At 44.4% G+C, this 24,505-nt stretch carries 25 protein-coding genes; 13 read left to right on the top strand and 12 right to left on the bottom strand.

The genetic code is table 11. The annotated features are described in order from the left end of the window. The first annotated feature begins 3 nt into the window (after nucleotides 1-3). From lolA to phaR, 7 genes are all read left to right on the top strand, one after another. Nucleotides 4-669: an outer membrane lipoprotein periplasmic chaperone LolA gene (lolA, locus tag BS617_RS07275; protein ID WP_075172179.1), complete on the top strand. Its 666-nt coding sequence runs from the start codon at nucleotides 4-6 to the stop codon at nucleotides 667-669. Beyond that, nucleotides 669-2,012 carry a replication-associated recombination protein A gene (locus BS617_RS07270; protein ID WP_075172178.1) on the top strand — a complete coding sequence of 448 codons (1,344 nt, stop codon included), beginning with the start codon at nucleotides 669-671 and terminating at the stop codon, nucleotides 2,010-2,012. The genes lolA and BS617_RS07270 overlap by 1 nt, the downstream gene beginning before the upstream one ends. 95 nt (nucleotides 2,013-2,107) lie before the next feature. After that, on the top strand, nucleotides 2,108-2,479 hold the full coding sequence (gene crcB / locus BS617_RS07265) for a fluoride efflux transporter CrcB (RefSeq protein ID WP_075172177.1): 372 nt from the start codon (nucleotides 2,108-2,110) through the stop codon (nucleotides 2,477-2,479). An 18-nt stretch (nucleotides 2,480-2,497) separates the two neighbouring features. Beyond that, entirely contained in the window at nucleotides 2,498-3,772 is a 1,275-nt protein-coding gene (gene serS / locus BS617_RS07260; RefSeq protein ID WP_075172176.1) for a serine--tRNA ligase, read from the top strand. A gap of 99 nt (nucleotides 3,773-3,871) precedes the next feature. Further along, the gene (locus tag BS617_RS07255) at nucleotides 3,872-5,047 is read left to right on the top strand and encodes an MFS transporter (RefSeq protein ID WP_083609964.1); all 1,176 of its coding nucleotides are present in this window, start codon (nucleotides 3,872-3,874) and stop codon (nucleotides 5,045-5,047) included. 76 nt (nucleotides 5,048-5,123) lie between these two features. Beyond that, nucleotides 5,124-5,378 (top strand): DUF6489 family protein, encoded by a 255-nt coding sequence (locus BS617_RS07250; RefSeq protein ID WP_075172175.1) that lies wholly within the window; start codon nucleotides 5,124-5,126, stop codon nucleotides 5,376-5,378. 25 nt (nucleotides 5,379-5,403) lie between these two features. Then, nucleotides 5,404-5,925 (top strand): polyhydroxyalkanoate synthesis repressor PhaR, encoded by a 522-nt coding sequence (phaR, locus tag BS617_RS07245; RefSeq protein WP_246283338.1) that lies wholly within the window; start codon nucleotides 5,404-5,406, stop codon nucleotides 5,923-5,925. 58 nt (nucleotides 5,926-5,983) lie between these two features. On the opposite strand, the gene phaC is transcribed toward phaR, so the two are convergent. The 10 genes from phaC to arsC all read right to left on the bottom strand — a co-directional run bounded on the left by phaC (nucleotide 5,984) and on the right by arsC (nucleotide 15,467). Then, nucleotides 5,984-7,048: a class III poly(R)-hydroxyalkanoic acid synthase subunit PhaC gene (gene phaC, locus BS617_RS07240; RefSeq protein WP_075172174.1), complete on the bottom strand. Its 1,065-nt coding sequence runs from the start codon at nucleotides 7,046-7,048 to the stop codon at nucleotides 5,984-5,986. Between the two features lie 8 nt (nucleotides 7,049-7,056). Continuing rightward, entirely contained in the window at nucleotides 7,057-7,977 is a 921-nt protein-coding gene (locus BS617_RS07235) for a poly(R)-hydroxyalkanoic acid synthase subunit PhaE (RefSeq protein ID WP_075172173.1), read from the bottom strand. A gap of 86 nt (nucleotides 7,978-8,063) precedes the next feature. Then, on the bottom strand, nucleotides 8,064-8,933 hold the full coding sequence (locus BS617_RS07230; RefSeq protein WP_075172172.1) for a LysR family transcriptional regulator: 870 nt from the start codon (nucleotides 8,931-8,933) through the stop codon (nucleotides 8,064-8,066). Between the two features lie 54 nt (nucleotides 8,934-8,987). Beyond that, nucleotides 8,988-9,878 (bottom strand): DMT family transporter, encoded by an 891-nt coding sequence (locus tag BS617_RS07225; RefSeq protein ID WP_075172171.1) that lies wholly within the window; start codon nucleotides 9,876-9,878, stop codon nucleotides 8,988-8,990. Between the two features lie 31 nt (nucleotides 9,879-9,909). Next, the gene (locus tag BS617_RS07220) at nucleotides 9,910-11,109 is read right to left on the bottom strand and encodes a YbfB/YjiJ family MFS transporter (protein WP_075172170.1); all 1,200 of its coding nucleotides are present in this window, start codon (nucleotides 11,107-11,109) and stop codon (nucleotides 9,910-9,912) included. 126 nt (nucleotides 11,110-11,235) lie between these two features. Further along, nucleotides 11,236-12,186 carry a LysR family transcriptional regulator gene (locus BS617_RS07215; protein WP_075172169.1) on the bottom strand — a complete coding sequence of 317 codons (951 nt, stop codon included), beginning with the start codon at nucleotides 12,184-12,186 and terminating at the stop codon, nucleotides 11,236-11,238. 235 nt (nucleotides 12,187-12,421) lie between these two features. Further along, entirely contained in the window at nucleotides 12,422-14,119 is a 1,698-nt protein-coding gene (locus BS617_RS07210; RefSeq protein ID WP_075172168.1) for a SufS family cysteine desulfurase, read from the bottom strand. A 15-nt stretch (nucleotides 14,120-14,134) separates the two neighbouring features. Next, nucleotides 14,135-14,518, bottom strand: a complete 384-nt coding sequence (locus tag BS617_RS07205) for a DUF2069 domain-containing protein (protein WP_075172167.1) — start codon at nucleotides 14,516-14,518, stop codon at nucleotides 14,135-14,137. After that, on the bottom strand, nucleotides 14,515-15,117 hold the full coding sequence (gene wrbA / locus BS617_RS07200) for an NAD(P)H:quinone oxidoreductase (RefSeq protein ID WP_075172166.1): 603 nt from the start codon (nucleotides 15,115-15,117) through the stop codon (nucleotides 14,515-14,517). The genes BS617_RS07205 and wrbA overlap by 4 nt, the downstream gene beginning before the upstream one ends. Then, nucleotides 15,117-15,467: an arsenate reductase (glutaredoxin) gene (gene arsC, locus BS617_RS07195; protein WP_075172165.1), complete on the bottom strand. Its 351-nt coding sequence runs from the start codon at nucleotides 15,465-15,467 to the stop codon at nucleotides 15,117-15,119. Before arsC ends, wrbA begins: the two co-directional genes overlap by 1 nt. 132 nt (nucleotides 15,468-15,599) lie before the next feature. On the opposite strand from arsC, the gene BS617_RS07190 reads away from it, so the two are divergent. Then, nucleotides 15,600-16,823 (top strand): YihY family inner membrane protein, encoded by a 1,224-nt coding sequence (locus tag BS617_RS07190; protein ID WP_075172164.1) that lies wholly within the window; start codon nucleotides 15,600-15,602, stop codon nucleotides 16,821-16,823. A gap of 103 nt (nucleotides 16,824-16,926) precedes the next feature. Here BS617_RS07190 and BS617_RS07185 read toward each other — a convergent pair whose 3' ends face one another. Next, nucleotides 16,927-18,639: a proline--tRNA ligase gene (locus BS617_RS07185; RefSeq protein WP_075172163.1), complete on the bottom strand. Its 1,713-nt coding sequence runs from the start codon at nucleotides 18,637-18,639 to the stop codon at nucleotides 16,927-16,929. A 262-nt stretch (nucleotides 18,640-18,901) separates the two neighbouring features. Between BS617_RS07185 and BS617_RS07180 the strand changes: the two genes are divergently transcribed. Next, on the top strand, nucleotides 18,902-19,339 hold the full coding sequence (locus BS617_RS07180) for a nucleoside deaminase (protein WP_075172162.1): 438 nt from the start codon (nucleotides 18,902-18,904) through the stop codon (nucleotides 19,337-19,339). Between the two features lie 54 nt (nucleotides 19,340-19,393). Next, the gene (locus BS617_RS07175) at nucleotides 19,394-20,875 is read left to right on the top strand and encodes a two-component system sensor histidine kinase NtrB (protein WP_075172161.1); all 1,482 of its coding nucleotides are present in this window, start codon (nucleotides 19,394-19,396) and stop codon (nucleotides 20,873-20,875) included. A 78-nt stretch (nucleotides 20,876-20,953) separates the two neighbouring features. Here BS617_RS07175 and BS617_RS07170 read toward each other — a convergent pair whose 3' ends face one another. After that, nucleotides 20,954-21,856 (bottom strand): LysR family transcriptional regulator, encoded by a 903-nt coding sequence (locus tag BS617_RS07170; protein ID WP_075172160.1) that lies wholly within the window; start codon nucleotides 21,854-21,856, stop codon nucleotides 20,954-20,956. Nucleotides 21,857-21,963: 107 nt separating this feature from the next. On the opposite strand from BS617_RS07170, the gene BS617_RS07165 reads away from it, so the two are divergent. The 3 genes from BS617_RS07165 to catA all read left to right on the top strand — a co-directional run bounded on the left by BS617_RS07165 (nucleotide 21,964) and on the right by catA (nucleotide 24,483). Beyond that, on the top strand, nucleotides 21,964-23,082 hold the full coding sequence (locus BS617_RS07165; RefSeq protein WP_075172159.1) for a muconate/chloromuconate family cycloisomerase: 1,119 nt from the start codon (nucleotides 21,964-21,966) through the stop codon (nucleotides 23,080-23,082). A gap of 54 nt (nucleotides 23,083-23,136) precedes the next feature. Further along, a complete protein-coding gene (gene catC / locus BS617_RS07160; protein WP_075172158.1) occupies nucleotides 23,137-23,427 on the top strand; it encodes a muconolactone Delta-isomerase in 291 nt (96 codons plus the stop codon). A gap of 123 nt (nucleotides 23,428-23,550) precedes the next feature. Further along, complete coding sequence (catA, locus tag BS617_RS07155; RefSeq protein WP_075172157.1) at nucleotides 23,551-24,483, top strand: catechol 1,2-dioxygenase; 933 nt, start codon at nucleotides 23,551-23,553, stop codon at nucleotides 24,481-24,483. The last annotated feature ends 22 nt before the right edge of the window (nucleotides 24,484-24,505 follow it).

Here is a 24,505-nt window from a genome sequence, read left to right as displayed (position 1 = left end):
TGGATGCAATTAGTGCTTAATAAAAAAACATTCGTAACACACTGTTTAACCGCTTTATTGTGTGTGATGCCAGTGAGTGTGTTTGCCGATGAGACAGAAAAAGATCCCGCGCAAGCGCTAAGCAGTGTGCTAAAAAGTTACGAGCGCTTTAGTGCCGATTTCGAGCAAATTACTCGTTCTGATCAATCAAGTGAGTCAGAAATTAGCAAGGGTGAGATGCAGATAGAGCGCCCAGGAAAGTTTCGCTGGGAGACCAACACACCATTCCCACAATTAATCGTTAGTGATGGTGACAATGTTTGGATTTATGATCCTGATTTGGAGCAAGCAACGCGTAAACCCGTAAACCTAGAAGACACTAATGGGGCGGCACTCATCCTCAATGGCAACATCGAAGAGTTGCAAGAGAAGTTTGATATTAGCATGCCGGTCAGTGATGCCGGCTCGCAATTGTTTGACCTTCAACCCAAAGACAATCAAAGTAGTTTTCAGCGGATCCGCATTTATTTTTCGAATGGCGTGATGTCCGAGCTAATGCTTCAGGATGTATTGGGACAGCAAACGACGATCGTTCTTCATAACTCAAGCATTAACCCGGCATTTAGCGATACCCTGTTTGAATTTACACCCCCTGAAGGTGTCGATGTGATTATCAGCGACCAGATGTAATGGATGATTTGTTTGGAGCCCCCTCGCCAGTGTATCAACCACTGGCGGCCAAAATGCGTCCCACCACGCTTGCCAACTACATAGGGCAATCTCATCTTCTAGGCGAGGGTAAACCGTTGCGTGCAGCAATAGAGCAAGGGATGCTGCATTCAATGATTTTATGGGGGCCACCAGGTGTTGGGAAAACAACGTTAGCTAAAATAGTGGCTAATACGTGTGATGCTCACTTTATGACAATCTCGGCTGTCCTCTCAGGTGTCAAAGATATTCGTGCCGCTGTCGATGAAGCCAAGCAAATAGCTGTTTCTCACCAGCAAAAAGTTATCTTGTTTGTTGATGAGGTGCACCGCTTTAACAAATCACAACAAGATGCCTTTTTGCCTTATATTGAAGACGGGACCTTCTTGTTTATTGGTGCCACGACTGAAAATCCATCATTTGAGCTCAATAACGCCTTACTTTCTCGGGCGCGGGTTTATCTTTTAAAGAATCTAACAACCGAAGAGACTCAAGCGGTAATAAATCAAGCGCTTAAAGATGAGGTGCAGGGTTTAGGTCAAAGGCAGCTCACCTTTGAAGAAGGAGCGTTGGCTCAGTTAGCACTGGCCGCAGATGGAGATGCAAGACGTGCATTAAATTTGCTGGAGATCGCCGCAGACTTTGCCGAAAAGCAAGAAGACGGTTCAGAAGCCATTCGATTAAGCGCGTTATCGCAAGTGCTAGCAGGCAACGTACGACGTTATGATAAGCGAGGTGATTTATTTTACGACATGATATCGGCTTTCCATAAGTCAGTGAGAGGGTCATCACCTGATGGTGCATTGTATTGGTGCTGCCGCATGCTAGAAGGAGGCTGTGATCCTTTGTATATTGCTCGCCGATTAGTCGCTATCGCTTCAGAGGACATTGGTAATGCAGACCCTCGGGCCATGCAAGTAGCGTTATCCGCTTGGGACGCATTTGAGCGAGTAGGGCCAGCAGAAGGGGAACGTGCTATTGCCCAAGCGGCTGTGTATTGTGCCTCGGCCCCTAAAAGCAATGCTTTATACATGGCTTATAATCAATGCCGATCAGATGTGCGCCAAGACCCCGATTTCGAAGTGCCTGTTCATTTACGTAATGCGCCAACATCATTAATGAAAGACCTAGGTTACGGTGCAGAATATCGTTATGCGCATAATGAACCTAATGCTTACGCGGCAGGTGAAGTTTATCTTCCAGAAGAGATAGCACAGCGCCGATATTATCAGCCAAGCGATAGAGGGCTTGAGTCTAAGATTCGAGCTAAGTTTGAAAAGTTGAATGAGCTAGACCAGGCCAGCCCGCAAAAACGCTATACATAACTCTTATCTGAGTAAATCACTGCCCAAACTCTGCTACCTTTGGTAGGCTTTTCTTCAGATAAACACCCGTTTTTGGCTGCTAAGAGGAAAAATCAATGCAGATATTGTTAGCCGTAGGCTTTGGCGGTGCTTTAGGGGCGGTAAGTCGTTATTGGTTGGCGGGGATGCTTAATAGCAAAGCTGATAAGTTACCTTTAGGAACCTTGAGCTGTAATGTTATAGGGTCGCTGGTAATGGGGATTCTGTTTGTCCTTATAATGGAAAAGGCCAAGTTATCACCTGAGTTACGTCCCATGTTAATGGTCGGTTTTCTAGGGGCATTTACTACCTTTTCATCTTTCTCATTAGAAACGGTGGCTCTCTTGCAGGAAGGGCATACCATGTCCGCCCTAATCTATGTATTATTAAGCGTCATTTTATGCATCATCGCGTTAAGCGTCGGTATTTGGTTCACTCGCTTGTTTTGATTAAGGTTTTTAAGAAATATGTTAGACACAAAAATTGTCCGTTCTAACCCTGAAGCTGTTGCGCAACAGCTGGCTAAGAAAAAATATGAATTTCCATTGGATTTGTATAACGAGCTTGAAGCTAAGCGTCGTGATATACAGGTGCAAACTGAAAATCTTCAAAACGAGCGAAACACACGATCCAAAAGCATTGGTAAAGCCAAGGCTGCTGGAGAAGATATCAAACCCTTGTTGGCCGAAGTACAAGATTTAGGCGACCAGTTGGATGCAGCTAAGGCGCAGCTAACCGCCGTCGCTGACGAGCTCGATAACTTATTGATGGGAATGCCTAATTTGCCTGATGCAAGTGTTCCTGATGGCATGGACGAAGACGATAACGTTGAGGTCCGTCGCTGGGGAACTCCACGCGAGTTTGACTTTGAGCCTTTAGATCATGTGGCCCTGGGCGAGCAAGATGGTGGTTTAGATTTTGAAACGGCTGCTAAGCTTACGGGTTCCCGCTTTGCGGTTATGACAGGAAAAATGGCGCGTTTACACAGAGCACTAATTCAATTCATGTTAGATGTTCAAACAAACGAGCATGGTTATACCGAAGCTTACGTACCTTACTTGGTCAATGAAGATAGCTTGCGTGGTACTGGACAGCTACCAAAGTTTGGTGAAGATCTATTTAAAGTACCATTCGGTGACCGCCAGTATTATTTGATCCCTACTGCAGAAGTGCCCGTTACTAATATGGTGCGCGATACTATCGTAGACGCCGATCGTTTGCCGCTTAAGTTTGCTGCTCATACACCGTGCTTCCGTTCCGAAGCTGGCGCGTCAGGCAAAGATACTCGCGGTATGATTCGCCAGCATCAGTTCGAAAAGGTCGAGATGGTACAAATTGTTGATCCTGCTACTTCTTGGGAAACGCTGGAAGAGATGACAGGGCATGCCGAAGCCATTTTGCAAAAATTAGAATTACCTTACCGAGTTGTTGCGTTGTGTGGCGGTGATCTAGGCTTTGGTGCGGCTAAAACATACGATATAGAAGTATGGTTGCCTGGTCAGGATAAATACCGTGAAATATCGTCTATTTCCAATATGACTGACTTCCAAGCCCGCCGCATGCTGGCGCGTAGCCGAAATGCTGAAACGGGTAAACCAGAACTGCTACATACGTTGAATGGATCTGGTTTGGCCATTGGTCGTACTTTGGTCGCGGTATTAGAAAATTACCAGCAAGCCGATGGCACGGTAATTATCCCTGAAGTGCTGCGTTCTTATATGGGTGGTATTAGCCAGCTGTAAGCCCACCGAAAACTCTACATCGCCACCGTTTTACTGGTGGTGTGCAATGCCCTAGTCCAATCAATGGAGTAGGGCATTACTTTTTATAGAAGGTCAAGGATGAGCAAACTGCCCTATAAACGACTCTCAGGCTTCTATTTTTTCTACTTCTCGCTGTTGGGCGCAATGATGCCCTACTGGTCGCTTTACTTAAAACAACTCAATTTTGATGCCAAAGCCATTGGTTTTCTTATGGCGACTTTGTACTGCTCTCGTATTTTTGCGCCTTCTTTATGGGGCTGGCTAGCCGATAAGACGGGTAAACGCATGTCAATTATCCGTTGGGGCGCCGCGGCTACTTGGCTATTGTTTCTGGGCATATTTTGGCAAGAGAGTGCATGGAGTATAGGCCTCATTATGCTGGCCTACAGCTTCTTTTGGAATGCCGTTTTGCCACAGTTTGAGGTCGTTACACTCAATCATCTGGGCGATAAGCGGGAGCGATATAGTCAAATACGCGTATGGGGCTCTATTGGCTTTACTTTAACGGTAGTGGCTCTGGGTTATATCTTCGATTTTATTAGTGTCTCTTGGTTACCTGTCATCATGCTTCTTTTGATGATCATGATATGGCTCAATGCATGTTTGGTGCCGGCTGGCGATACTTCTACTGTTTTAGAATCAACCGAACATTCAAAAGGCGGGATGTTCCTTAGCACATTATGCAGGCCTGCAGTCATCGCTTTCTTTGCTGCAACATTCTTAGTTCAGTTATCACACGGTCCTTATTATACGTTTTTTAGTGTGATGCTAGAGGATCAAGGCTTTAACCGAAGTGAAATTGGTTACATGTGGTCCTTAGGTGTTGTGGCTGAAGTAGTGGCGTTTATTTTTATGCACAGAATGATAGGCCGCTTTGGAGTGCGAGGGGTTATGTTGTTTAGCTTGTTAATGGCGGTGGTACGCTGGGCTGTGATTGCTTTGTACCCAACGAATATCGTCTTACTATTGATGAGCCAATTGTTGCATGCATTTACTTTTGGGGCTTTGCATTCAACTGGGGTAGCTTTAGTCCATAATTTTTTTGATGCAAATACACAAGGTCGAGGTCAGGCGTTGTTTTCCAGCGTTGGCTTTGGTTTAGGTGGGACTCTGGGAGCTGTGCTCTCGGGAATGTTTTGGCAATCCCATGGTTCTATGGTGAGTTTTCTGATGGCGTCTATCATTTGTGCGGTTGCGCTTATTTTAACTTATACTTGGGTCTATCCTATTGATAAAGCAGGGGCTAAAAATTGATTTTTGCACTGCGGTAATTATCGCTATATAGTGAACTTCGTCCTGTTTTATAAACTAATAATAAAGGGTTCTATTTATGAACTTTAAAATTGATGTGGACATGACACCAGAAGAGTTTCGTAAAGTAATGGGCTTACCGGATGTAGCCTCATTACAAGACGAAATGATCAGTAAAATTAAAGAACAAATGGAAGCGGGTGTTGAAGGCTATGACCCGTTAACATTACTCAAACCCTATTTAACAAATAGCGTGGGCTCGGTTGAAGCCTTTCAAAAAATGATGCTGGGTATGATGAGCCAATACAACTCATCGAGTAACGACAAAAAATAATCCAGCTCGACACATTTAAGGGTTTATGGTGACAGAGAGAGAACCAGAAGTGCGTATTCTTCGTAAATATACAAATCGCCGCTTATATGATACTTCGCGTAGTTGTTATGTAACGCTTGAAGATGTAAAAGAACTCGTTTTAAATTCTGAGCCCTTCCAAGTACTGGACTCAAAAACAGGCAATGACTTAACACGTAACATTTTATTGCAGATCATCAGCGAGCAAGAAGGGGAAGGGCACGGAACGCTTCTGACTAATCAAGTGCTGCAGCAACTTATCCGTTTCTATGGTGACAGCATGCAAGGAATGATGAGTCAGTACCTTGAACAAAGCATAGCGGCGTTTTTAGAGCACCAAGAAAGGATTCGTGAGCAGATGCAAAGTATGATTGGTGCCGCTAACCCGCTAACCATGATGAACAAAATTGCCGATCAAAATATGGCTGTCTGGAATATGTTTCAACCTGGGGCAAGCAGAACAGGGTCAGCTGACAGTAGCGCAAAAGCTGATGATGCAGAGCCAACAGAAAAAGATAGCGACAAATAAAGCGCGATAACAAATATTAAGAAAGGCTGCTGACTTTGGTTTGCGGCCTTTTTTATTGTTACTCTGCAAGCCATTTAACAATGGTATCGGGCACAAGTTTATGGGCTTTTCGGCTTACGAAAACACCAATATGCCCAGCTTTAACTAAGAGTTCGGAATACTGACTGTGAGGGCACACGGCTTTTAACGCGAGCGATGAATCAGCTGGAACCAAGTGATCATGCTGACCATAGATATTTAAGATAGGATGCCTGATTTCAGATAAGTTAACGTCAGTTCCTCCTATGGTTAAGCCACCGTTTACAAATCGGTTTTCTCTAAAGAATAGGGTTATAAACTCTTTAAATGCCTCTCCTGCTTGGTCCGGGCAGTCGTATAACCATTTTTCCATGCGAAGGTAGCTCAGAGCTGATTCCGTTGTTGTTAGATGTTTTGGAAGATTCAAGTTCTTTTGTATGCCCAATCGCATTGGCATAAGTGAGCTATAAACATGGTTAAGAAAAGAACCCGGTATATTTCCGTAGGTTTTAACAGCCAAATCAATATCTGTATGCTGTGACAATTTTTGTAACATATTGTCAGGCGTCTGAAAATTAACCGGTGTAACGGCGGTGATAAGTTTGCGAACTTTCTGCGGGTGTAAAGCCGTATAACACAAGCTAAAAGTGCCGCCTTGGCAGATCCCCATTAAATCCAACTCAGTAGAACCTGAATGTGCTAAGGCTTGGTCAATGCAATCATCTAGGTAGTCATTGATATAATCATCTAGATCAAGAAAACGATCAGCTTTGTCAGGGTAGCCCCAATCTAAAACATAGACATCTAAACCTCTTGCTAATAGCGATCTTAGCAATGAACGCTCGGGGTCTAAATCAATCATGTACCATCGGTTGACTAGGGCATAGCAAATAAAAATGGGATGAGATGCGCGATCTTCTTTAGGCTGCGTGCTTTCAAAATACAATAACGACAATTTGTCGCGCTTATATATACAGTGACTTGGTGTGGAAGCCACATCGATGTTGGGTAAGCTATTCAGCGTTAACTGACTTTTTCTTAAGTTCTGAGTGAGCTCTGTTAGTTCGTCCTGAACTTGTTGGGCGTCCAGTTTCAGGTTTTTCATTTTAGTATTTATTCTTGTGTCGCCTGAGAGGTTTTTGGTAGCAGGTTACCACCTATTTGTTCAAATTGTTGGCTTAATTCTATAAGAGAGTGTGTCAATTGTTCATTAAGCAACCGTTGCTCCTCTAGTTGCTTTTTGACTGCTTTCATTTCTTTATGCAGCGCTTTTTGCTGCTGTAGAGTGCTATCTAATCCCTTGTGCGTGGCTAAGCCTTGTTGCTCATACACGCTTAGTTGCATGTCCTGTTGGAAAGCGACTAGAGCCATATAGCAATTGGTAATGTTTCCATACGCTTGCTGGTAGGTTTCTTGCCTGATCGCTTCTGCATAGGCATCTTCGTAGCAGCAAACCCACAGCTCGTGTAATTGGTTTAAAGACTCTATTGGCTGCTCATTATGCTCAAGCGCGTGCTTTAAGCGGTTAACCGCACTCTCTGTTATTTGGGTGCTCTGCTGTATATAGGTGTGTAAAGCTGCTTGGTAGTTGGCTAGATGTTCACAACCCGCTTTAATTCGTTCTTCATGCATTGCATGAAACTCAGGACAGGTAAAAAGCAGTGTGTGGCGCCATGTGCTAAATAAAGCATTGGGATTTTGTGCGGTAGTTTTTTCGATAGCCGCTTGAAATTGATGAGGTATTTGCCACTGTTTTAAAATGCTATCTAGTGAGTGTTGTTGTGTTTGTTCGCTTAATTGGCGAATGAGTGAGTCTATAAGGCCTTTGTCTAGTGCTTTGGCTTTAAGCTGCTCTAAGAGTTGGGTGCTTTGTTTGAGGAACCCCGCTGTTTTAGATGCCATCATGGCGGCGGCTTTCATTTGATCATTACTCATGGTCTGAAATGCTTCAGGGGATGGCGTCAACCATTGAGTAAAAAGCGCCTGCTGTTGCTCAAAAAAAGCGTGTAGTTGGGCATGAAAATCAGCTTGCACTCAAAAGTCCTCTAATACTGCTTGTTGTGCATCGTCATCATAGAATGCAGTGTAATGGAGTAGAGGTCGTAATTGAATACTCGGTTCTACTCGGTGTTCGTCAGCATACTAACAAGCGCGCTTGCAGCATTCGATAACGTGCGATCTCTATGATAAATATAGCCCAGTTCCCGAACAATAGGTTCAGCGTTGGGGTGTAATATGGTTAATGATTCGTCAATCATCGTTTCTGGCAATAAGCTCCAACCTAGGCCAATACTGACCATCATTCGGATGGTGTCTAGGTAATTGGTCGACATCATCACATTGAGTGCTAGGTCATTGCGCTGAAACTGATCCGCTACAATTTGATGTGTAAAAGTACTTTCCGATGGCAATATCGCCGCATGGCCAGTTAGCTCACTTAAGCTGACTTGTGGCTTTTTTGCCAAGGGATGATCTTTAGCAACGACGTATTGTAACCTATCTTCCCAAATGGGATATGAACAGATCATAGGATCGGGGTGAGGGGATAGTGTGATTAGAGCCAGCTCAAGATCCCCATGTTGCACGCCGTTATACGCTATTTCTGATTCATGAAAGCGCAGATCTAGCGTGACTTGAGGGTATCGGCGTGTAAAAGCCCGTAATATAGGCGGTAACCGGTGCAGGCTAATGTGATGGCTAGCGGCCAAAGACAAGATTCCACTGACTTCGCCGGATAAATTACCCATGGCTCGGGTGGCATCTTTTATTTCATTTAAAATATTTTTGGCTCGTGGTAATAGTGCATCACCCGCTTCTGTTAAAGAAACTTTGCGGCCGATTCGGTCAAATAGTCGTTGATTTAACTGCTCCTCTAATAAAGCAATGCGCTTACTCACGGCCGACTGAGTAATAAAAAGTTGTTCGGCGGCTTGGGAGAAAGATTGAGTGTCTGCTACAGCCAGAAAAGCAGTGAGTGTATGGGTATCCATTAAGCTCGTCCTTGAATTTAAGTAGGGAGCATATCGTATATAAATACGGTATGCCTACTTCGCTTTATATCGAGTGAGCGCCACGCCACTAAAAATAATACCAATCGCCACTAAAGAGATTGCTGTTGCGCTCTCTCCTAGAATGGTAACGCCCAGTACATAGGCCACAACAGGTACCATAAAGTTCATATTGGCAAGAAAGCTAGGACCGGCTTTCTGGATAATATTAAAATAAATGAGCGATGCAACCCCTGTCGATAAAGCCCCCAGCCATAAAATGCTCAAAAAACTCGCGGTCATTAGGTTCGCCATAGAAAGCTGATCTAAACCCTGGCTAATGAAGAAGGGAAATGCAATTAAACTGGAAGCGATGAGCATGCCAGCGCCACCAACCATAGGGTGATGTTTAGATAATCGTCTTACCAACACGGCATTCAGTGCATAACAACTAGCAGCAGCTAAAATACAGAGTTGATGTACGAGTAGTCCGGTATTAGCTAAGGACGGATTTAAAAGAATAGCGACACCTATGAAGGCCGTTGCGGCGCCAGCCAACTTATAGCGGCTTAGCGTTTCGCCTACAACGGTAAAATGAGCGATCAGCATAGTCATAATGGGCATGATAGCCATTAAAACGCCGGCTAGCCCCGAAGGCACGCTTTGTTGGCCCCACGCAATTAAAAAGAAGGGGGCTGCATTACCCACTAACCCCAACACAAAGAACGTTCCCCAATCTTTTAACGTAAAGGGCAAGCGTAAATGTTTAATATAGACCAAGCAGGTTAATACAGCGGCACCACATACCAACCTAAAAAATGTGATAAAAAGTGGTGAGAATGTTTCTAAACCAATAGAGGTAAAAAGAAAAGAGGTTCCCCATATTAAGGCTAATGCCAGCAAAAGAACCCAACTTCCATAGCTTACGTGTGTCGATTGATTCGACATGAACATTCCTTAGTAATTATAAAGCCTGCGATTAAGCGTCTAGTGCCTTTAGATCATGACGCTCTGTATAGATGAGAATTAGTAATAAAATAGTACCCAGCACCATCATAATTGCTGCCATAAAGAGTGCGGCGCTGTACTGGCCTGTTTGGGCCGCCATATAGCCCGCAATGGCAGGGGCTATAATCTGAGCAACACCATAAGAAAGTGTTAATTTACCCATTAACTTAGCAGGCTTAGTCGGATAAAAGCGTCCAGCCATAGTGAGGACTAAACCAACGATACCAATAAAGGTTGCGCCATAAAGCATGCCGCTAACAATAGCTGCTGTCAGAGTCTGCGAAAATAAGGGTAATACTATGCCAATGATATGTATTAAGTAGCAAATCAATAAGGTGTATAAGGTGCCTATTCGTCGGGCTAGTTTATCCCAATAAATGACAGCAGGTATTGCGGTAAGCCCTAGCAGTAACCACACTAGCTGGCCTTCACCCGCTAACCCAGGTAGACGCTCAACCATGGCAACAGTAAAAGTCGCACTGATAACATAGCCAAATCCTGCGCAAAAATATGACATGACCATCAACCAAAAAAAGCGTGCGCTTGGAGGTTTGTCTTTTAACACCTGACCGGAGCTATGCACAGTGCCATTATGTGGTCGAGGTAGCCATCGCCAAGCAGGGATACTTAATAAGGCCGCACATACGCCTAGCACTATCCATTGTGTTGACCATGTTAGTTGGTTAACCATCAATTCGCAGGCGATAGCGGTAAACACAATGCCTAAGCCCATCCCCATAAAGTGGATACCAAGCTCGCTTCGGTAGTTGTTTCTAATCAACCAATTAAGCACTAAACCTGATCCAATTAAGAGGCCTGCCGCACTGCTTAACCCTGACATAAAGCGCAAAAAAGCCCACAAATATACATTGTCGGTGAATGCCATTGCGAGAGTGGTGATAATCGCTGTTATCAGACCTGCCCGATATAGCTTGTCCTTGAGCATTAGATCGCCGATTGTGGCAGCTAACACTGCTCCACATAAATAACCGGCATAGTTTATAGTAGCGAGCCACCCGGCACTGATATCAGACATGACAGAGGCACTAATCATTACTGGAATAAGCGGGGTGTAAGCAAACCGAGCGATACCGAGTAACACAACTAAGCTGATAACACCGGCGGCTAAGACGTAATATTTCTGATGCTGTATTTTATTATTGTTTGTCATGAGGCTATCAAATAGGCAAAGAGCAAGGTTAAGGTTATAACAAGCTCGATGACTATTTGATAGTAATAGCGAAAGGAACGGACTGTCCTGTTTTGCAAGGCTTATTCTTTAGTCGATACACTTCGCTTAATGATGTTCTAGCGTGGTCTCCGGGCTTTGCCCTGGTAATTCTGAAGCCGGTGTAATCATCATTTCAGTTACCCAAGGATGGTCAACGATCATTTCCATCATATGATCAATAAACAACCTTACTTTGGGGTTTAAATGACGGCGGCTTGGGTAAATTGCATTAATCTCTATAAGAGGGCACTTATAATCCGTTAAAATTTCTACCAATTCACCAGCTTGTACGCAGTTACGGCAATATACGCGGGGTAAGCGGGCAATACCGTGCCCTTGCATCACCATTTCTTTTGCAAAGGCGATGCTGTTTACTTTTAAGTGCCCTTTGACTTCTACCGCCGTTGGCCAGCCTTCAAATTCCCAATATTCATGAGCTTTAAGTTGCCCGAAGCACTCGTACTTTTCTAAATCATCTGGCGTTTTTGGAGTGCCCATACGCTTGAGATAATCAGGAGACGCATAGAGCGCACGGGACACATGTGCTACACGACGTGCAATAAGGCTTGAGTCGGCTAGTTCACCTACGCGTATCGCTAAATCGACGCCTTCTTCAATTAAGTCTACTAGGCGGGTACTGAGCTCAACTTCTAGATTGATTTTTGGGTAACGCTGCATAAAAGTAGAGACGACATCATTCATCATGAATACGCCTAACTCAGAAGGCATTGTAATGCGTAAGCGGCCACGTGGATCTTCTTGTGTGGCTGATAATTGATCGCGGGCCGTTTCTAACTCATTAATTAAGGGCTGGCAACGAGAGAACAGCTCTTCACCATCATCAGTAAGCTTGAGCTTGCGCGTGGTTCGTTGCAGCAACCGGACGCCTAAATCATCTTCTAACTGGGCGATACGACGGCTGATCGTTGATTTTTGTATTCCAAGACTTTCAGCAGCAGAAGTAAAGCTGCCGGTTTCAACAATCCGTATAAATAGGCTGACGTCATTTAAGTTCATGTGGTCATCGCTTGTTTGGTCGAAAATAAATGCGCTTTGAAACGCAAAGAGTGAATATTCTAGAGTTGATCGGCAAGTAAAGACGAGGGCCGAATCTGTTTCGCATATGAAAAGGGGCTGCTATACACGAATATTGAATATTCTAGATATATCGAATCTTCGACTATTGAGGCTTAAAGATCAAGCGATTGCAGCCTTCTAATTTGTTGTTCGCCAGGCCCTGGGGAGGTAGTTACTAGCGAGTGTACGCTTTAATTGTCTCGACAATCGCGTGCAATCCGTTAGTGCGGGAAGGGCTGATAAATCGGTGCAAGCCCCGAGAATGCAGGGCCTCCGTAACATCGAAGCATTGAATCTCTGAAGCGGTCTTACCTTGTAGAAAGCTTAAAACCCATAGCGATAAGCCTTGCATAATTTTGGCATTAGAGTTGACCGCAAAGTTAAAAAAAAGCTCTCCATGAACCTCAAGCTTCTGGCAAACCAGCCAAACATCAGACTCACATCCGCTAATGCGGTTTTGGTCATAATGGTATGATTGGGGTAACAGGCTTGGGTGATCAGCTTGGGATAGCAAGAGAGCTAGCTTATTTTGCTGTGCCTCAGCTGCAATACGTTGATCGAGTTCAACTAGCTGGTTGGCGTCAGGGAAGCTAATGGCCGGTAAGGTGGCTTCAATTGTTTGGTCACTGTTTGGTTTAATCGGTTGGTTACTTGCCATTTTAGAAGACAATAAATCGATAATATGTGCGACAAATGTTTCGGCTTCCTCTCGTGTATTGTATAAGGCAAAAGAAGCGCGCAAAGTACCTTGAATTGAAAGAGACTCCATTAGCGGCATGGCACAATGGTGTCCAGTCCTGACCGCTATGCCGTGTTCATCTAATAGAAAAGCGGCATCCTGATGATGCAGCCCGCTGATGCTAAGCGAAACAATGCCTACGTTCTCTGCAAATGGGGCATATACCTTGATAGCCGGGTATTGTTGTAGGGAGTCGACAACAAACCGACGCAGTGCCGATTCATGCGCCTGCACGGCTTGTCTATCTAGCGTTGATAAGTACTCAAGCGCAGCCGCTAAACCCAATACACTCGCTATTGGAGGAGTTCCCGCTTCAAACTTAAAGGGAAGGTCATTAAACTCGGTGTGATCAAAACTGACGTGCTTGATCATTTCTCCGCCACATTGCCACACCGGCATGGCTTTTAGTAAGTCTTCTTTGCCCCAAAGCACACCAACACCACCGGGTGCATAACATTTGTGCCCTGAAAAAAAGTAAAAATCACATCCTAATTGCTTAACATCCACCGAGAGGTGGGCAATAGCTTGAGAGCCGTCAATAACGGTTGTTGCATGATATTGTTTAGCCAAATGACAACATTGCTCGACAGGATTGATGACCCCTAGTGCATTTGATACGTGAGTTAATGCAACAATTTTAGGGCGATGCTTTTTTAATAGGGACTCATAAGCAGATATGTCTAGCGTTTGTTCATCTGTTAGCGGGACAGGAATAAGGGTAGCTCCCTTGCGCAGAGCGGTCTGCTGCCAAGGTACAAGGTTAGCGTGATGCTCCATCGTCGATACCAGAATCACATCTTCTGGTTTAATTAACAGATCACCTAACGAATAAGCTAATAGGTTAGCCGCTTCCGTAGCCCCCTTTGTCCAAATAACATGGGCAGGATCGGGAGAACCAATAAAGCTAGCGGCTATTTTCCTAGCGTTCTCAAATTCTGTGGTTGCGGCATTGGACAAGGTATGTGAGCCACGGTGTACGTTACTATTTTGCAGTTTATAAAAACGAGCAACACTGTCCATAACAACACGAGGCTTATGTGTTGTGGCGGCGTTATCAAGATAGACCAGTGGTTTCCCGTTGACACGTGATGACAGTATTGGGAAATCTCGGCGTATTCTTGATACATCAAACATGTCAATGCTAGTCCTTTATTGGGCAGGAAGGTTTTGGCGAGCTAATTGGCTAGCCCAGCGCGCGTACATCATCGCAGCTGTGAATAATACAACCACAAGCAAAGCGTAAATCAAACCGAATACTCTTGTTTCGGGGTTGGTTGCTGCGGCTAATACGGCTTCATTAAAATACAGTAATAACATAAAGCACAACCACGCGTGGCTGCGAGGATTACCGCTTTTAATACTAGGGAAAAAGCAGGCCAAGGGGAGAAAATGAATCAGCCAAATTACCCAAGGGTTGGCCGTATCAACAGGGTGAATAAAGACATACCATGCAGTAAAGAGTATCAGCAGCCCCGCATAACACGACACAGTGAGAAAGCGTGTTAACCGAACCTTGGTCTGTAAAGTGCTCATTGACTAGCTCCCAATTTAACGGCGATGCTCGCCAAATGCTTACCTTGAGCTTGGCACAGTGAAGTTTCGTCTGAGTCCAAGGCACGTTTACTATCCTGACCTGCTACATGCGTTGCACCATAGGGAGTGCCTCCGCTTTGGGTGGTAAGTAAAGCGGTTTCGCTATAAGGAATACCGGCAATGACCATTCCATGGTGCATAAGCGGTAACATCATACTAAGCAATGTGGTTTCTTGCCCGCCATGTAGGCTGGACGTGGAGCTAAAGACGGTCGCGGGTTTACCAATCAACGCACCAGACATCCACAAGCTGCTAGTTGAGTCGATAAAATACTTGAGCGCTGCTGCCATATTACCGAAACGTGTAGGGCTACCGAGCGCTAAGCCTGCGCAATCCCGAAGGTCTGCTTCTGTGCAATAAATATCGCCATCATTAGGAATTGTCGGAGCCGTTGCTTCACATACGCTTGAAACCGGCGGCACTGTGCGTATCCGTGCCTCTATGCCGCATTGCTCAACACCACGGGCGATGTGCTTAGCCATGTTTGCTGTAGAACCGTGACTACTGTAATAAAGCACTAATATATAAGGGGCGCTCATTATAGAATCTCAAGTACTGATTCAGGAGGGCGGCCAATGCGAGCTTTATTTCCGGTTACTACAATAGGGCGTTCTATGAGTTTTGGGTTAGCAAGCATAATATCGATAATGGCTTCGTCGCTTAAGGAAAGGTCATCAGCGCCAGCTGTTTTATATTCGGCTTCTTTTTTGCGCAGCAAGTCACGTGGGCTTATCTGTAATGCAGATATGACGGCCTTCAGCTCATCCTTACTCGGTACATTTTTTAGGTATTCAACGATAGTTGGTTCGATACCTTTATCAGTCAACAGTGCGAGTGTTTCACGAGATTTAGAACAACGTGGGTTATGGAAAATAGTTACTTGGCTCATATCAATTCCTTGTCAGACGATTCTAAAGCACTGATTCTAATGCATGGGTTGTAAAAGAATAGCGAAGCTGCAAAGCTGGTATTGTATATGCCAAGCTCTGTGCAACAAAGTTACAGAAAGGAATTTCTCTTCATGAAAGCAATTTTGGATTCAACCTTTGTCGGTTTTGTCCGGTATCTCATTAAACAGTTTATTAACAATGGTGGGATAATTAATGCCTCGGCACTGACATACACCACATTATTTGCTGTAGTGCCTTTAATGACGGTCACTTATGTCATGATCTCGGCCATCCCTTCCATCAATGGTTATGGAGATGAAATACAAGGATGGATCTTTGCAAATTTTGTCCCCACCACAGGGGAGGTGATGCAAGAATACCTACGAGAATTTACAGGTCAGGCTAAGAGCCTAACCGGGGTTGGTGTCGGCTTTCTTGCGGTGACTTCCATCATGATGATGCGCAATATAGAGGTAGCATTTAACCGAATTTGGCGTGTGAGTGATCAACGAAAAGGCGTTTCTAGTTTTCTGCTATATTGGGCGGTGCTAAGTTTAGGGCCTATTCTAATTGGTCTAGGGTTAATAGTTACCTCTTATATAGCCAGTCTTCCTTTTATATCTGACGCAACAGAGCTGGTAGGAAAGGGCAGATTGCTCTTGTTTTTGCCTGTTATTTTGTCATCTGTCGCTTTTACCTTGCTGTATGTCGCGGTCCCAAACTGTAAAGTGCCGATTCGTAATGCATTTATTGGCGGTGTGGTTGTAGCCATCTTATTTGAGTCGGCTAAACGTGGCTTTGCTTTCTATGCTACGCAGTTTCCATCATATGAACTGATCTACGGTGCTTTTGCAGCTGTACCTTTGTTTCTTGTTTGGATATTCATTAGTTGGGTCATCATCCTCTTGGGCGCTGAGTTAACACGAGCCCTTACTGTCTATAAAACGCTAGACCGCACGCGCGAGTTTTCCCACTTACATACAATCATGGGAGTGTTACATGCCCTATGGGTTGCACAGCAAAGTGGGACAACTTTATCGGATGATGAGCTATTACAAAATGTTCCAGGCTTAGATCAAAGTGGCTGGGATAGCTATGTGCAGATCCTGATGGAGCAGAAAATTATACGCCGTGCAGATCAGGGCGAATATTTATTAAGTCGAGACCTAAGTACACTGACTCTGAGTGAATTATGCGATCGTTTACCTTGGCCACTGCCTAGTCCAATGAACAATGCAATAATGAATAAAGGCTGGCCTATAGCGTTGGATACCCACTTAGACAGAGTGAAAAAGATTCAAAAGGGTGAGCTGGACGTATCACTGGACCTTTTGTTTAAAGATCCTGCCAGTTAATTGATTGGCTTAATTAAGCAAAGAGAATTTTCCATAACGACACTATAAAAAAAGCGGCTACTAGTAATAGTAACCGCTTTTTTATTGAGCCTATCTTTACCAATTAAAGCTGAGCTTTAAGAAACTCAATAACGCCTTCTGCGTTCACATCTTGCTTATCATCATCGCGACGGCCTTTATATTCGTAAGCACCGGCTTTAATACCGCGATCAGAAATGACGAGGCGATGAGGAATACCCATTAGCTCAGCGTCAGCAAATTTAACACCGGGCCGCTCTTTACGGTCATCCATGATAACTTCGATGCCTGCCGCTTTTAAATCACTATAAATGGCGTCTGCAACCTGTTGAACTTCTTCAGATTTATCATAATTTAAAGGGATGAGGGCGACCTGAAATGGAGCCAGCGAAGCCGGCCAAATAATACCGTTTTCGTCATGGTTTTGTTCGATAGCCGCCGCTACAACACGCGTAACACCGATGCCGTAGCAGCCCATATCCATAGCGACAGCTTTACCATTCACATCTAAGACGGTTGCGTTCATCGCTTCTGAATACTTAGTGCCTAATTGGAAAATATGGCCCACTTCAATACCACGTTTAATTTGTAACGTGCCTTGACCACATGGGCTTGGATCGCCTTCCACAACATTGCGTAGATCAGCGACTTTTGGTGTTGGCATATCACGATCCCAGTTAATACCGAAAAAGTGCTTCCCTTCGATATTCGCTCCAGCACCAAAGTCTGACATTTTTTCAACAGCACGATCGATAACACACGGAATTGTTAGATTAACGGGACCGATTGAGCCTGGCCCTGCATCCATAAAGCCGCGGATTTCTTCTTCTGTAGCCATGCGCAAAGGAGACTCTACTTCTGGCAGTTTCTCAGCTTTAATTTCGTTAAGCTCATGATCACCACGCACCAGTAAAGCAATAAATGAGTGATCAGACTCTTCAGAGGCAGCTACGATCAACGTTTTAACTGTCTTCTCGATCGCTAGGTTATGCTGCTCAACCAACTGTGCAATAGTTTTTGCGTTGGGTGTATCAACTAACGTCATTTCCATAGTTGGCTCAGCGCGCTCACCAGCAGGTGATAGTGCTTCAGCTAGCTCAACATTGGCTGCATAGTCACTGCTATCAGAAAACGCGATGTCGTCCTCACCAGAATCAGCTAACACATGGAACTCATGAGAGCTGCTGCCACCAATCGATCCTGTATCTGCTAAAACCGGACGGAAGTCTAAGCCAAGTCGCGTAAAAATGTTCGTATAAGCTTGATGCATAATCTCATAAGTATTTTGCAGAGACTCACGATCAGCATGGAAAGAGTAGGCGTCTTTCATAATAAATTCGCGCGAGCGCATCACGCCAAAACGAGGTCGAATCTCGTCACGGAACTTAGTCTGAATTTGATAAAAATTTGCCGGTAATTGCTTATAACTTTTCAGCTCGCGACGCACCAAGTCTGTGATGACTTCTTCGTGTGTAGGCCCCATGCAAAAAGCACGGCCATGACGATCGCTCAAGCGCAGTAGTTCTGGTCCGTATTGCTCCCAACGGCCAGATTCTTCCCATAGCTCAGCCGGTTGTACTGTCGGCATCAATACTTCTTGAGCGCCAGCATTTTCCATTTCTTCACGGACAATTCGCTCAACCTTTCTCAATGTCCTTAAACCCATGGGCAACCATGAGTAGAGGCCGGAAGCTTCTTTACGGATCATACCAGCACGTAGCATGAGTTGATGGCTAATAACTTCAGCATCGGATGGTGTTTCTTTTAGGGTAGCAATTAAAAATTGACTAGCGCGCATGTCGTGAAGACCCTTACAGTTCGTATGAAAAATCGCTTTATTCTAGGGCGTAGCTCTCTTGGTAACAAGCCAGACCGCACAGAAGCTCAGGAAACAGTCATATTAGGCAAAAAAATACCTTCAAGATTATCAATTTAAACAGATAATCGATATATTAACTGCCTGTAAGAGTACATCTATTGATTTCACTACATCGCTAAGAAACTTGCTCCCAATATGCGAAACGAGCCAGTTATTTCTTTTTGTCATCAGGAGAAACGCTATGGATCAGTTTATGAAAGCCGCAATCGATGAAGCCAAAAAAGGACTGGCGGCAGGTGGTATACCCATAGGTTCTGTTTTAGTTATTGATGATCGAATTGTTGCCGCTGGACATAACCAGCGGGTTCAACGAGGCAGTGCTATTTTGCACGCGGAAATGGACTGTTTGGAAAAAGCCGGACGTTTAAAAGCCGCAGACTATAAACGAGCAACACTGTACTCGACCTTATCTCCATGTGATATGTGTAGTGGGACCGTGTTGTTATACGGTATTGGTAAAGTCATTGTTGGTGAGAATAAAACCTTTCAAGGGCCTGAGGCTTATCTAAAAGAACGTGGAGTTCAGGTTACCGTGCTAAATGATCCTGAATGCATTTCTATCATGGAACAATTTATTGCAGATAAGCCTGAGCTCTGGAACGAAGATATTGGTGTATAGCCCTTGTTAACGGGTTATTTATGCAGGTCTAGCGTCGATTTTAAGGAATTCTAATTGCGTTATTTAGTCATTTTTTCGTTATTGCTGCCTAGCTTTGCTCAAGCTGCAATAGTGTCATACTTTAAATATGAAGATGGTCGTACCAATTGGCAGTATGTTGCTAACTTCTCAAGCAGCATTCTTATTATTTTGTTGTCACTGGTAATTTTGGGGCTTTTCATTGCGCGCCGCCGGTTGTTTAAAGCCCATAGAGAACTGCATGCTATACGTGATGATTTAGAGGTGCGAGTTAAAGAGCGTACAGCAACGCTTAATGAATCAAATACCAAGTTGCTTGCTAGTAACGAAGCACTAGAGCAAGAAATAGCACAACATATATTAACAACGAAGCGGCTCATGACATCGGAAGCGTATATCACCGATATTCTGACATCGATGCCGCTAATGTTAGTGTGTTTAGATAAAGATGGACGTATTACTCACTGGAACCGCCGTACCGAGGAAGTCTCAGGAATTTCTGCAGAACGCGCTTTAGGTAAATCATTGTGGGAAGCTTACCCAACGGCCACGGTTTCTCCTGATCAAATCCAGCAGGCGATTAAAAACCAAGACACAGTCCACATTAAGCAAAGCCTGCGCAGCATGTCCCATTTTGACATCACAATTTACCCGTTACGTGAAAACAGTGACGGTGGTGTCGTTTTGTTGATTGATGACATAAGTAAAGAGACCATGGCAGAAAATATGCTCATTCATAACGACAAGATGTCGTTTATGGGGGAGATGGCCTCTACCATGGCGCATGATATCAATACACCTTTACAAGGCATTCTGCTTGATCTTCGAAGTTTTCAGCGTGCGTTGCGTGCAAATGCCGATTCTGATGATGCGCAACAAAACGCAAAACGTGCTGAGCGCTTAGATGAAATAGCCAATCAGATGTCGTTAAAAGGCGATCAGGTAAACACCATTATTAACAACTTGCTTGCATTTGCCCGCAGCCGGCAAGAGAAAAAGCAAATGGTTAATATGGTCGATGTGATGGAAAACACATTGCGTTTGGCTGGAGATATTCTGTCTGTATCTGAACGATTGCCTTTTAATCGTATCAAAATCGAACGCCACTTTGATGAAAACTTGCCACTCACACCATGTTACATCACCGAAATGCAGCAGGTATTCTTAAGCTTGTTACGTAATGCGTGTCATTCATTAGATGAGAAGCTAGCAAGTGAAGTGGTAACAACCGATAGCGATAAGCCGTTTATCCCTACCATTAAGCTATTGCTAGCAGAGTGCTACGGTAACCTATGGATTAAGGTTCAGCATAACGGCAAAGGGTTATCTAACGAAGAGCAAATGTATTTGTTCGAGCCTTTCTTTAGCAATCAAGAACCAGAGAAAAGTGTCGACGCGGGGCAACGCTTGTCGTTTTCGTATTACATCATCACTGAACAGCATCAAGGCCACATGGCTGTGACATCTGATGAGGAGTCTGGATCTACCTTCCATATGCAACTGCCGCTTCAGGCTTAACTCTGGATCACGCTCATCTACTTACATAGTGGGTGAGTGTGTAAAATTACGCTGACTGATTGCCTCGCATCCCGCCCATTATGGATACCTGCCAGTTAAACGATTTTCAACCAGTTCAGCCAAAATGGTATTTGCTAAACGCATTACAGAGTTAGGTGCCTCAGCACGGCGGCGAGACGCAATAGCCGGTACAGAAATGCTGTCTCCTGTAATTTCAACGAAGCTTACGTTTTCGCGGGTTAAGCGTTTTACCTGATCAGGCACTAACGTAAACCCCATTTCAGAAGCCACCAGCGATAAGGCGGTTTGCACATCATTGACTTGCTGTACTACATTAATGCTTAAACCACGGCTATGAAAAAGAGACTGCGATATATCGGAAAAGTTAGGCCCATTCCCGGCAGGAAAAGTGATCATGGGGACTTCAGATAAAGCCGCCATAGTAGGGTTCGATTTAGAAATCACATGCGAGGTAGGCACAGCGGCTAGTACGGGCTCATTAAATAGCAGCTCTTGCTCTATATCTGGATCATCGATACTCAGACGGCCAAAACCGATATCTATTTTCCCTGTTTTAAGGGCATCGATTTGCTCGCGTGTTTTTAATTCGTAAAGCATGATTTCTAAGTTCTTATTCTTTCTAAGCCGTCTGACCATCAAGGGTAGCTGTCCGTAGAAAATGGAGGGGACAAACCCAATGGAAAACACCGTTTTTCCATGCTCCGCAATACGCCGCGTATCCACAATCGTGGTATCCACCTTATTCAGTATTTGCCTCGCCTGATCTTTAAAGTACAAACCCGCTTGGGTTAGCTCTAACCCTCGAGGTTTTCGTATAAAAAGCGCTGCGCCTATTTCTTCTTCGATCTGTTTTATCTGGCGTGTTAGCGGTGGCTGAGCGATGAATAACTTTTCGGCGGCTCTGGTTAAATTAAGCTCTTCGGCAACAACGCAAAAATATCGTAAATGTCTTAATTCCATCCATACCTCCAAGGTATTGCTCGCTACTTATTCAATATTGGTTAGTCTTACAAAAAGTCCGTAATTTATCGACTAAACAAGAACAAAAAATAAGTCACGGAGTTTTCATGTCGACAACGATCCATTCAATAGACGCTATTCTGGTCGATATACCTACCATTCGTCCACACAAGCTATCCATGACAACCATGGGTGTTCAAACCATGGTGATTGTTCGTATAAAAGATTCTAACGGGCTTGAAGGCTTAGGAGAAGCAACTACGATTGGCGGTTTAAGTTATGGGCCAGAAAGCCCTGAAAGCATAAAGCTGACTATCGATAGTTATTTGGCCCCGCTGTTACTTAATCAGCCTTCCAATAATATCAATACCTTGAAAGTAAGGCTGAATGCCAATATTCGTGCAAATCATTTGGCAAAATCAGCCATCGAAACCGCACTACTTGATCTAAAGGGTAAGCAACAAGGTTTATCGGTTTCTCAACTGCTTGGTGGAGCGATTCACCAGCACCTTCCCGTATTGTGGGTGCTAGCCAGCGGAGATACCGCTAAAGATATCGATGAAGCTCAATCCATGATCGCAGCGAAACGTCATTGTGTCTTTAAGTTAAAGATTGGCTCTCGCCCTGTAATGGAGGACGTAAAGCACGTTGCTGCAATTAAAGCCGCTTTAGGAGATTCTGTGAGTATTCGCGTTGATGTCAACCAAGCCTGGGATGAATCTACCGCAACTAAAGGTATGCAAGCTCTGCAATCGGCAGGGATTGACTGGGTAGAGCAACCAACCCCAACTAAAGATTTTGCTTCGCTAGTAAGGCTTTCACAAAAATTTACTATTCCCATCTTAGCGGACGAATCCATTAATGATGCAACGGATGGTTTTCAGCTCGCGGCAGCAGGGTTTAGCGGATCTTATGCACTGAAAATTGCTAAATCCGCAGGGCCTATCGGTGCACTCAAGCTGGCATCAGTAGCGCAAGCATCTGGGATCGGCCTCTATGGCGGCACCATGCTTGAGGGAACCATCGGTACTGTTGCTTCATTGCATGCATGGTCAACCCTTGAAAAATTGCATGTAGGCACCGAAATGTTTGGCCCCTTGTTGATGAAGGACGACATTGTAGTTAATCCGCTTAACTACTCAAACTTCGGAGTCGAGATTCCCACGACACCCGGCTTAGGGGTTGAGATCGATGAAGACAAGTTAGCATTTTACCGTCGTAAATAGACGGGAAATAGTCCTGAGCAAAAAGCACAAAAGACATAAAAATAAGGAGTTCACATGCTTTTTAAAGTCGAAATGAAAGTGAATATACCCACTGATATGCCAGAGGCGATGGTAGCCGATATCAAGGCTCGCGAAAAAGCCTATTCACAAGATCTACAAGGCCAAGGTAAATGGCGTCATTTATGGCGTATCAGCGGTAGTTACGAAAACGTTAGTATTTTTGATGTCGACAGTAATGTTGAATTGCACGACATAATTACAGGACTTCCCTTGTTTCCTTATATGGATATTGCAGTGACACCCTTATGCCGTCACCCATCCTCAATAAACGAAGATGATCGTTAAAAGCTTTAATAACAGATATTTATATAAAAAAAATAAAAGTAAATAGTTACTCCTTAACGGGTATTCCCAATCAGTTAAGACAAAAATCCGATATAACAAAAACAACAGATGAGGACCAACGTCATGTCAGTTAAAACAATGAACACTGCACAAGTACAATCTCTGCTTAAAAAAGTAGCCGGTATGGATAAAGAGGGCGGTGACGAACGGTTTAAGCATATCGTTCACCGCGTCGTTCGTGATCTTTACCAAGCGATTGAAGACTTTGATGTCACGCCAGAAGAGTTTTGGAGTGCGGTTTATTACATTAATGATTTAGGTAAAAACGGTGAAGCTGCACTACTTGCACCTGGCTTAGGCTTTGATCATTATCTCGATATCCGCATGGATGCCGAAGATGAACAAGCGGGCCTAACAGGCGGGACTCCACGGACAATCGAAGGGCCCTTGTATGTCGCCGGCGCTCCGCTATCTGAAGGCTTTGCCCGTATGGATGATGGTAGCGTTGAAGGTGAAACCATGATTTTCACCGGTGTAGTGACTGATGAGCAAGGTCAACCGATCGAGGATGCCATAGTTGATATTTGGCATGCCGATGTAAAAGGTCGTTATTCGTACTTCGATCCCTCTCAAAGCGATTACAACTTACGTCGTCGCATAAAAACGGGAGCCGATGGTCGCTATACTGTTCGTAGTTACTTACCGTCTGGTTACGGTTGCCCACCCGATGGATCAACTCAATTATTGCTTGATAACTTAGGCCGCCACGGCCAACGCCCTGCACACATCCACTTCTTTGTGACCAAGCCAGGGTTTCGTCATCTCACATCGCAAATCAATGTGGCAGGTGATAAATACACATACGACGACTTTGCCTTTGCAACGAAGGATGAATTAGTTGTTGAAGCGAAAACAGTCTCTGCTAGCCCTAACCCTTGGGATATTGAAGGCGACTATAAAAAGTTGGAATTCAATATCACGTTATTGAACGCACCAAACGAAACGGCACAAGAGCGTCATGCCCGAGTACGAGCGCTAGAAGCTGACGCTGCATAACTTTCGGTAGTAACTTCCGGCA

It is taken from the genome of Neptunomonas phycophila (assembly GCF_001922575.1).
Classification (GTDB): Bacteria; Pseudomonadota; Gammaproteobacteria; order Pseudomonadales; family Balneatricaceae; genus Neptunomonas; species Neptunomonas phycophila.
The sequence above is the reverse complement of the archived record's forward strand: the minus strand, read 5'-3'. Positions and strand labels throughout refer to the sequence as shown.

Bases quoted from the DNA above. Each gene is read 5' to 3' on its own strand.
- lolA (WP_075172179.1), top strand. From the start codon at position 4: ATGCAATTAGTGCTTAATAAAAAAACATTCGTAACACACTGTTTAACC.
- BS617_RS07270 (WP_075172178.1), top strand. From the start codon at position 669: ATGGATGATTTGTTTGGAGCCCCCTCGCCAGTGTATCAACCACTGGCG.
- crcB (WP_075172177.1), top strand. From the start codon at position 2,108: ATGCAGATATTGTTAGCCGTAGGCTTTGGCGGTGCTTTAGGGGCGGTA.
- serS (WP_075172176.1), top strand. From the start codon at position 2,498: ATGTTAGACACAAAAATTGTCCGTTCTAACCCTGAAGCTGTTGCGCAA.
- BS617_RS07255 (WP_083609964.1), top strand. From the start codon at position 3,872: ATGAGCAAACTGCCCTATAAACGACTCTCAGGCTTCTATTTTTTCTAC.
- BS617_RS07250 (WP_075172175.1), top strand. From the start codon at position 5,124: ATGAACTTTAAAATTGATGTGGACATGACACCAGAAGAGTTTCGTAAA.
- phaR (WP_246283338.1), top strand. From the start codon at position 5,404: ATGGTGACAGAGAGAGAACCAGAAGTGCGTATTCTTCGTAAATATACA.
- phaC (WP_075172174.1), bottom strand. From the start codon at position 7,048: ATGAAAAACCTGAAACTGGACGCCCAACAAGTTCAGGACGAACTAACA.
- BS617_RS07230 (WP_075172172.1), bottom strand. From the start codon at position 8,933: ATGGATACCCATACACTCACTGCTTTTCTGGCTGTAGCAGACACTCAA.
- BS617_RS07225 (WP_075172171.1), bottom strand. From the start codon at position 9,878: ATGTCGAATCAATCGACACACGTAAGCTATGGAAGTTGGGTTCTTTTG.
- BS617_RS07220 (WP_075172170.1), bottom strand. From the start codon at position 11,109: ATGACAAACAATAATAAAATACAGCATCAGAAATATTACGTCTTAGCC.
- BS617_RS07215 (WP_075172169.1), bottom strand. From the start codon at position 12,186: ATGAACTTAAATGACGTCAGCCTATTTATACGGATTGTTGAAACCGGC.
- BS617_RS07210 (WP_075172168.1), bottom strand. From the start codon at position 14,119: ATGTTTGATGTATCAAGAATACGCCGAGATTTCCCAATACTGTCATCA.
- BS617_RS07205 (WP_075172167.1), bottom strand. From the start codon at position 14,518: ATGAGCACTTTACAGACCAAGGTTCGGTTAACACGCTTTCTCACTGTG.
- wrbA (WP_075172166.1), bottom strand. From the start codon at position 15,117: ATGAGCGCCCCTTATATATTAGTGCTTTATTACAGTAGTCACGGTTCT.
- arsC (WP_075172165.1), bottom strand. From the start codon at position 15,467: ATGAGCCAAGTAACTATTTTCCATAACCCACGTTGTTCTAAATCTCGT.
- BS617_RS07190 (WP_075172164.1), top strand. From the start codon at position 15,600: ATGAAAGCAATTTTGGATTCAACCTTTGTCGGTTTTGTCCGGTATCTC.
- BS617_RS07185 (WP_075172163.1), bottom strand. From the start codon at position 18,639: ATGCGCGCTAGTCAATTTTTAATTGCTACCCTAAAAGAAACACCATCC.
- BS617_RS07180 (WP_075172162.1), top strand. From the start codon at position 18,902: ATGGATCAGTTTATGAAAGCCGCAATCGATGAAGCCAAAAAAGGACTG.
- BS617_RS07170 (WP_075172160.1), bottom strand. From the start codon at position 21,856: ATGGAATTAAGACATTTACGATATTTTTGCGTTGTTGCCGAAGAGCTT.
- BS617_RS07165 (WP_075172159.1), top strand. From the start codon at position 21,964: ATGTCGACAACGATCCATTCAATAGACGCTATTCTGGTCGATATACCT.
- catC (WP_075172158.1), top strand. From the start codon at position 23,137: ATGCTTTTTAAAGTCGAAATGAAAGTGAATATACCCACTGATATGCCA.
- catA (WP_075172157.1), top strand. From the start codon at position 23,551: ATGTCAGTTAAAACAATGAACACTGCACAAGTACAATCTCTGCTTAAA.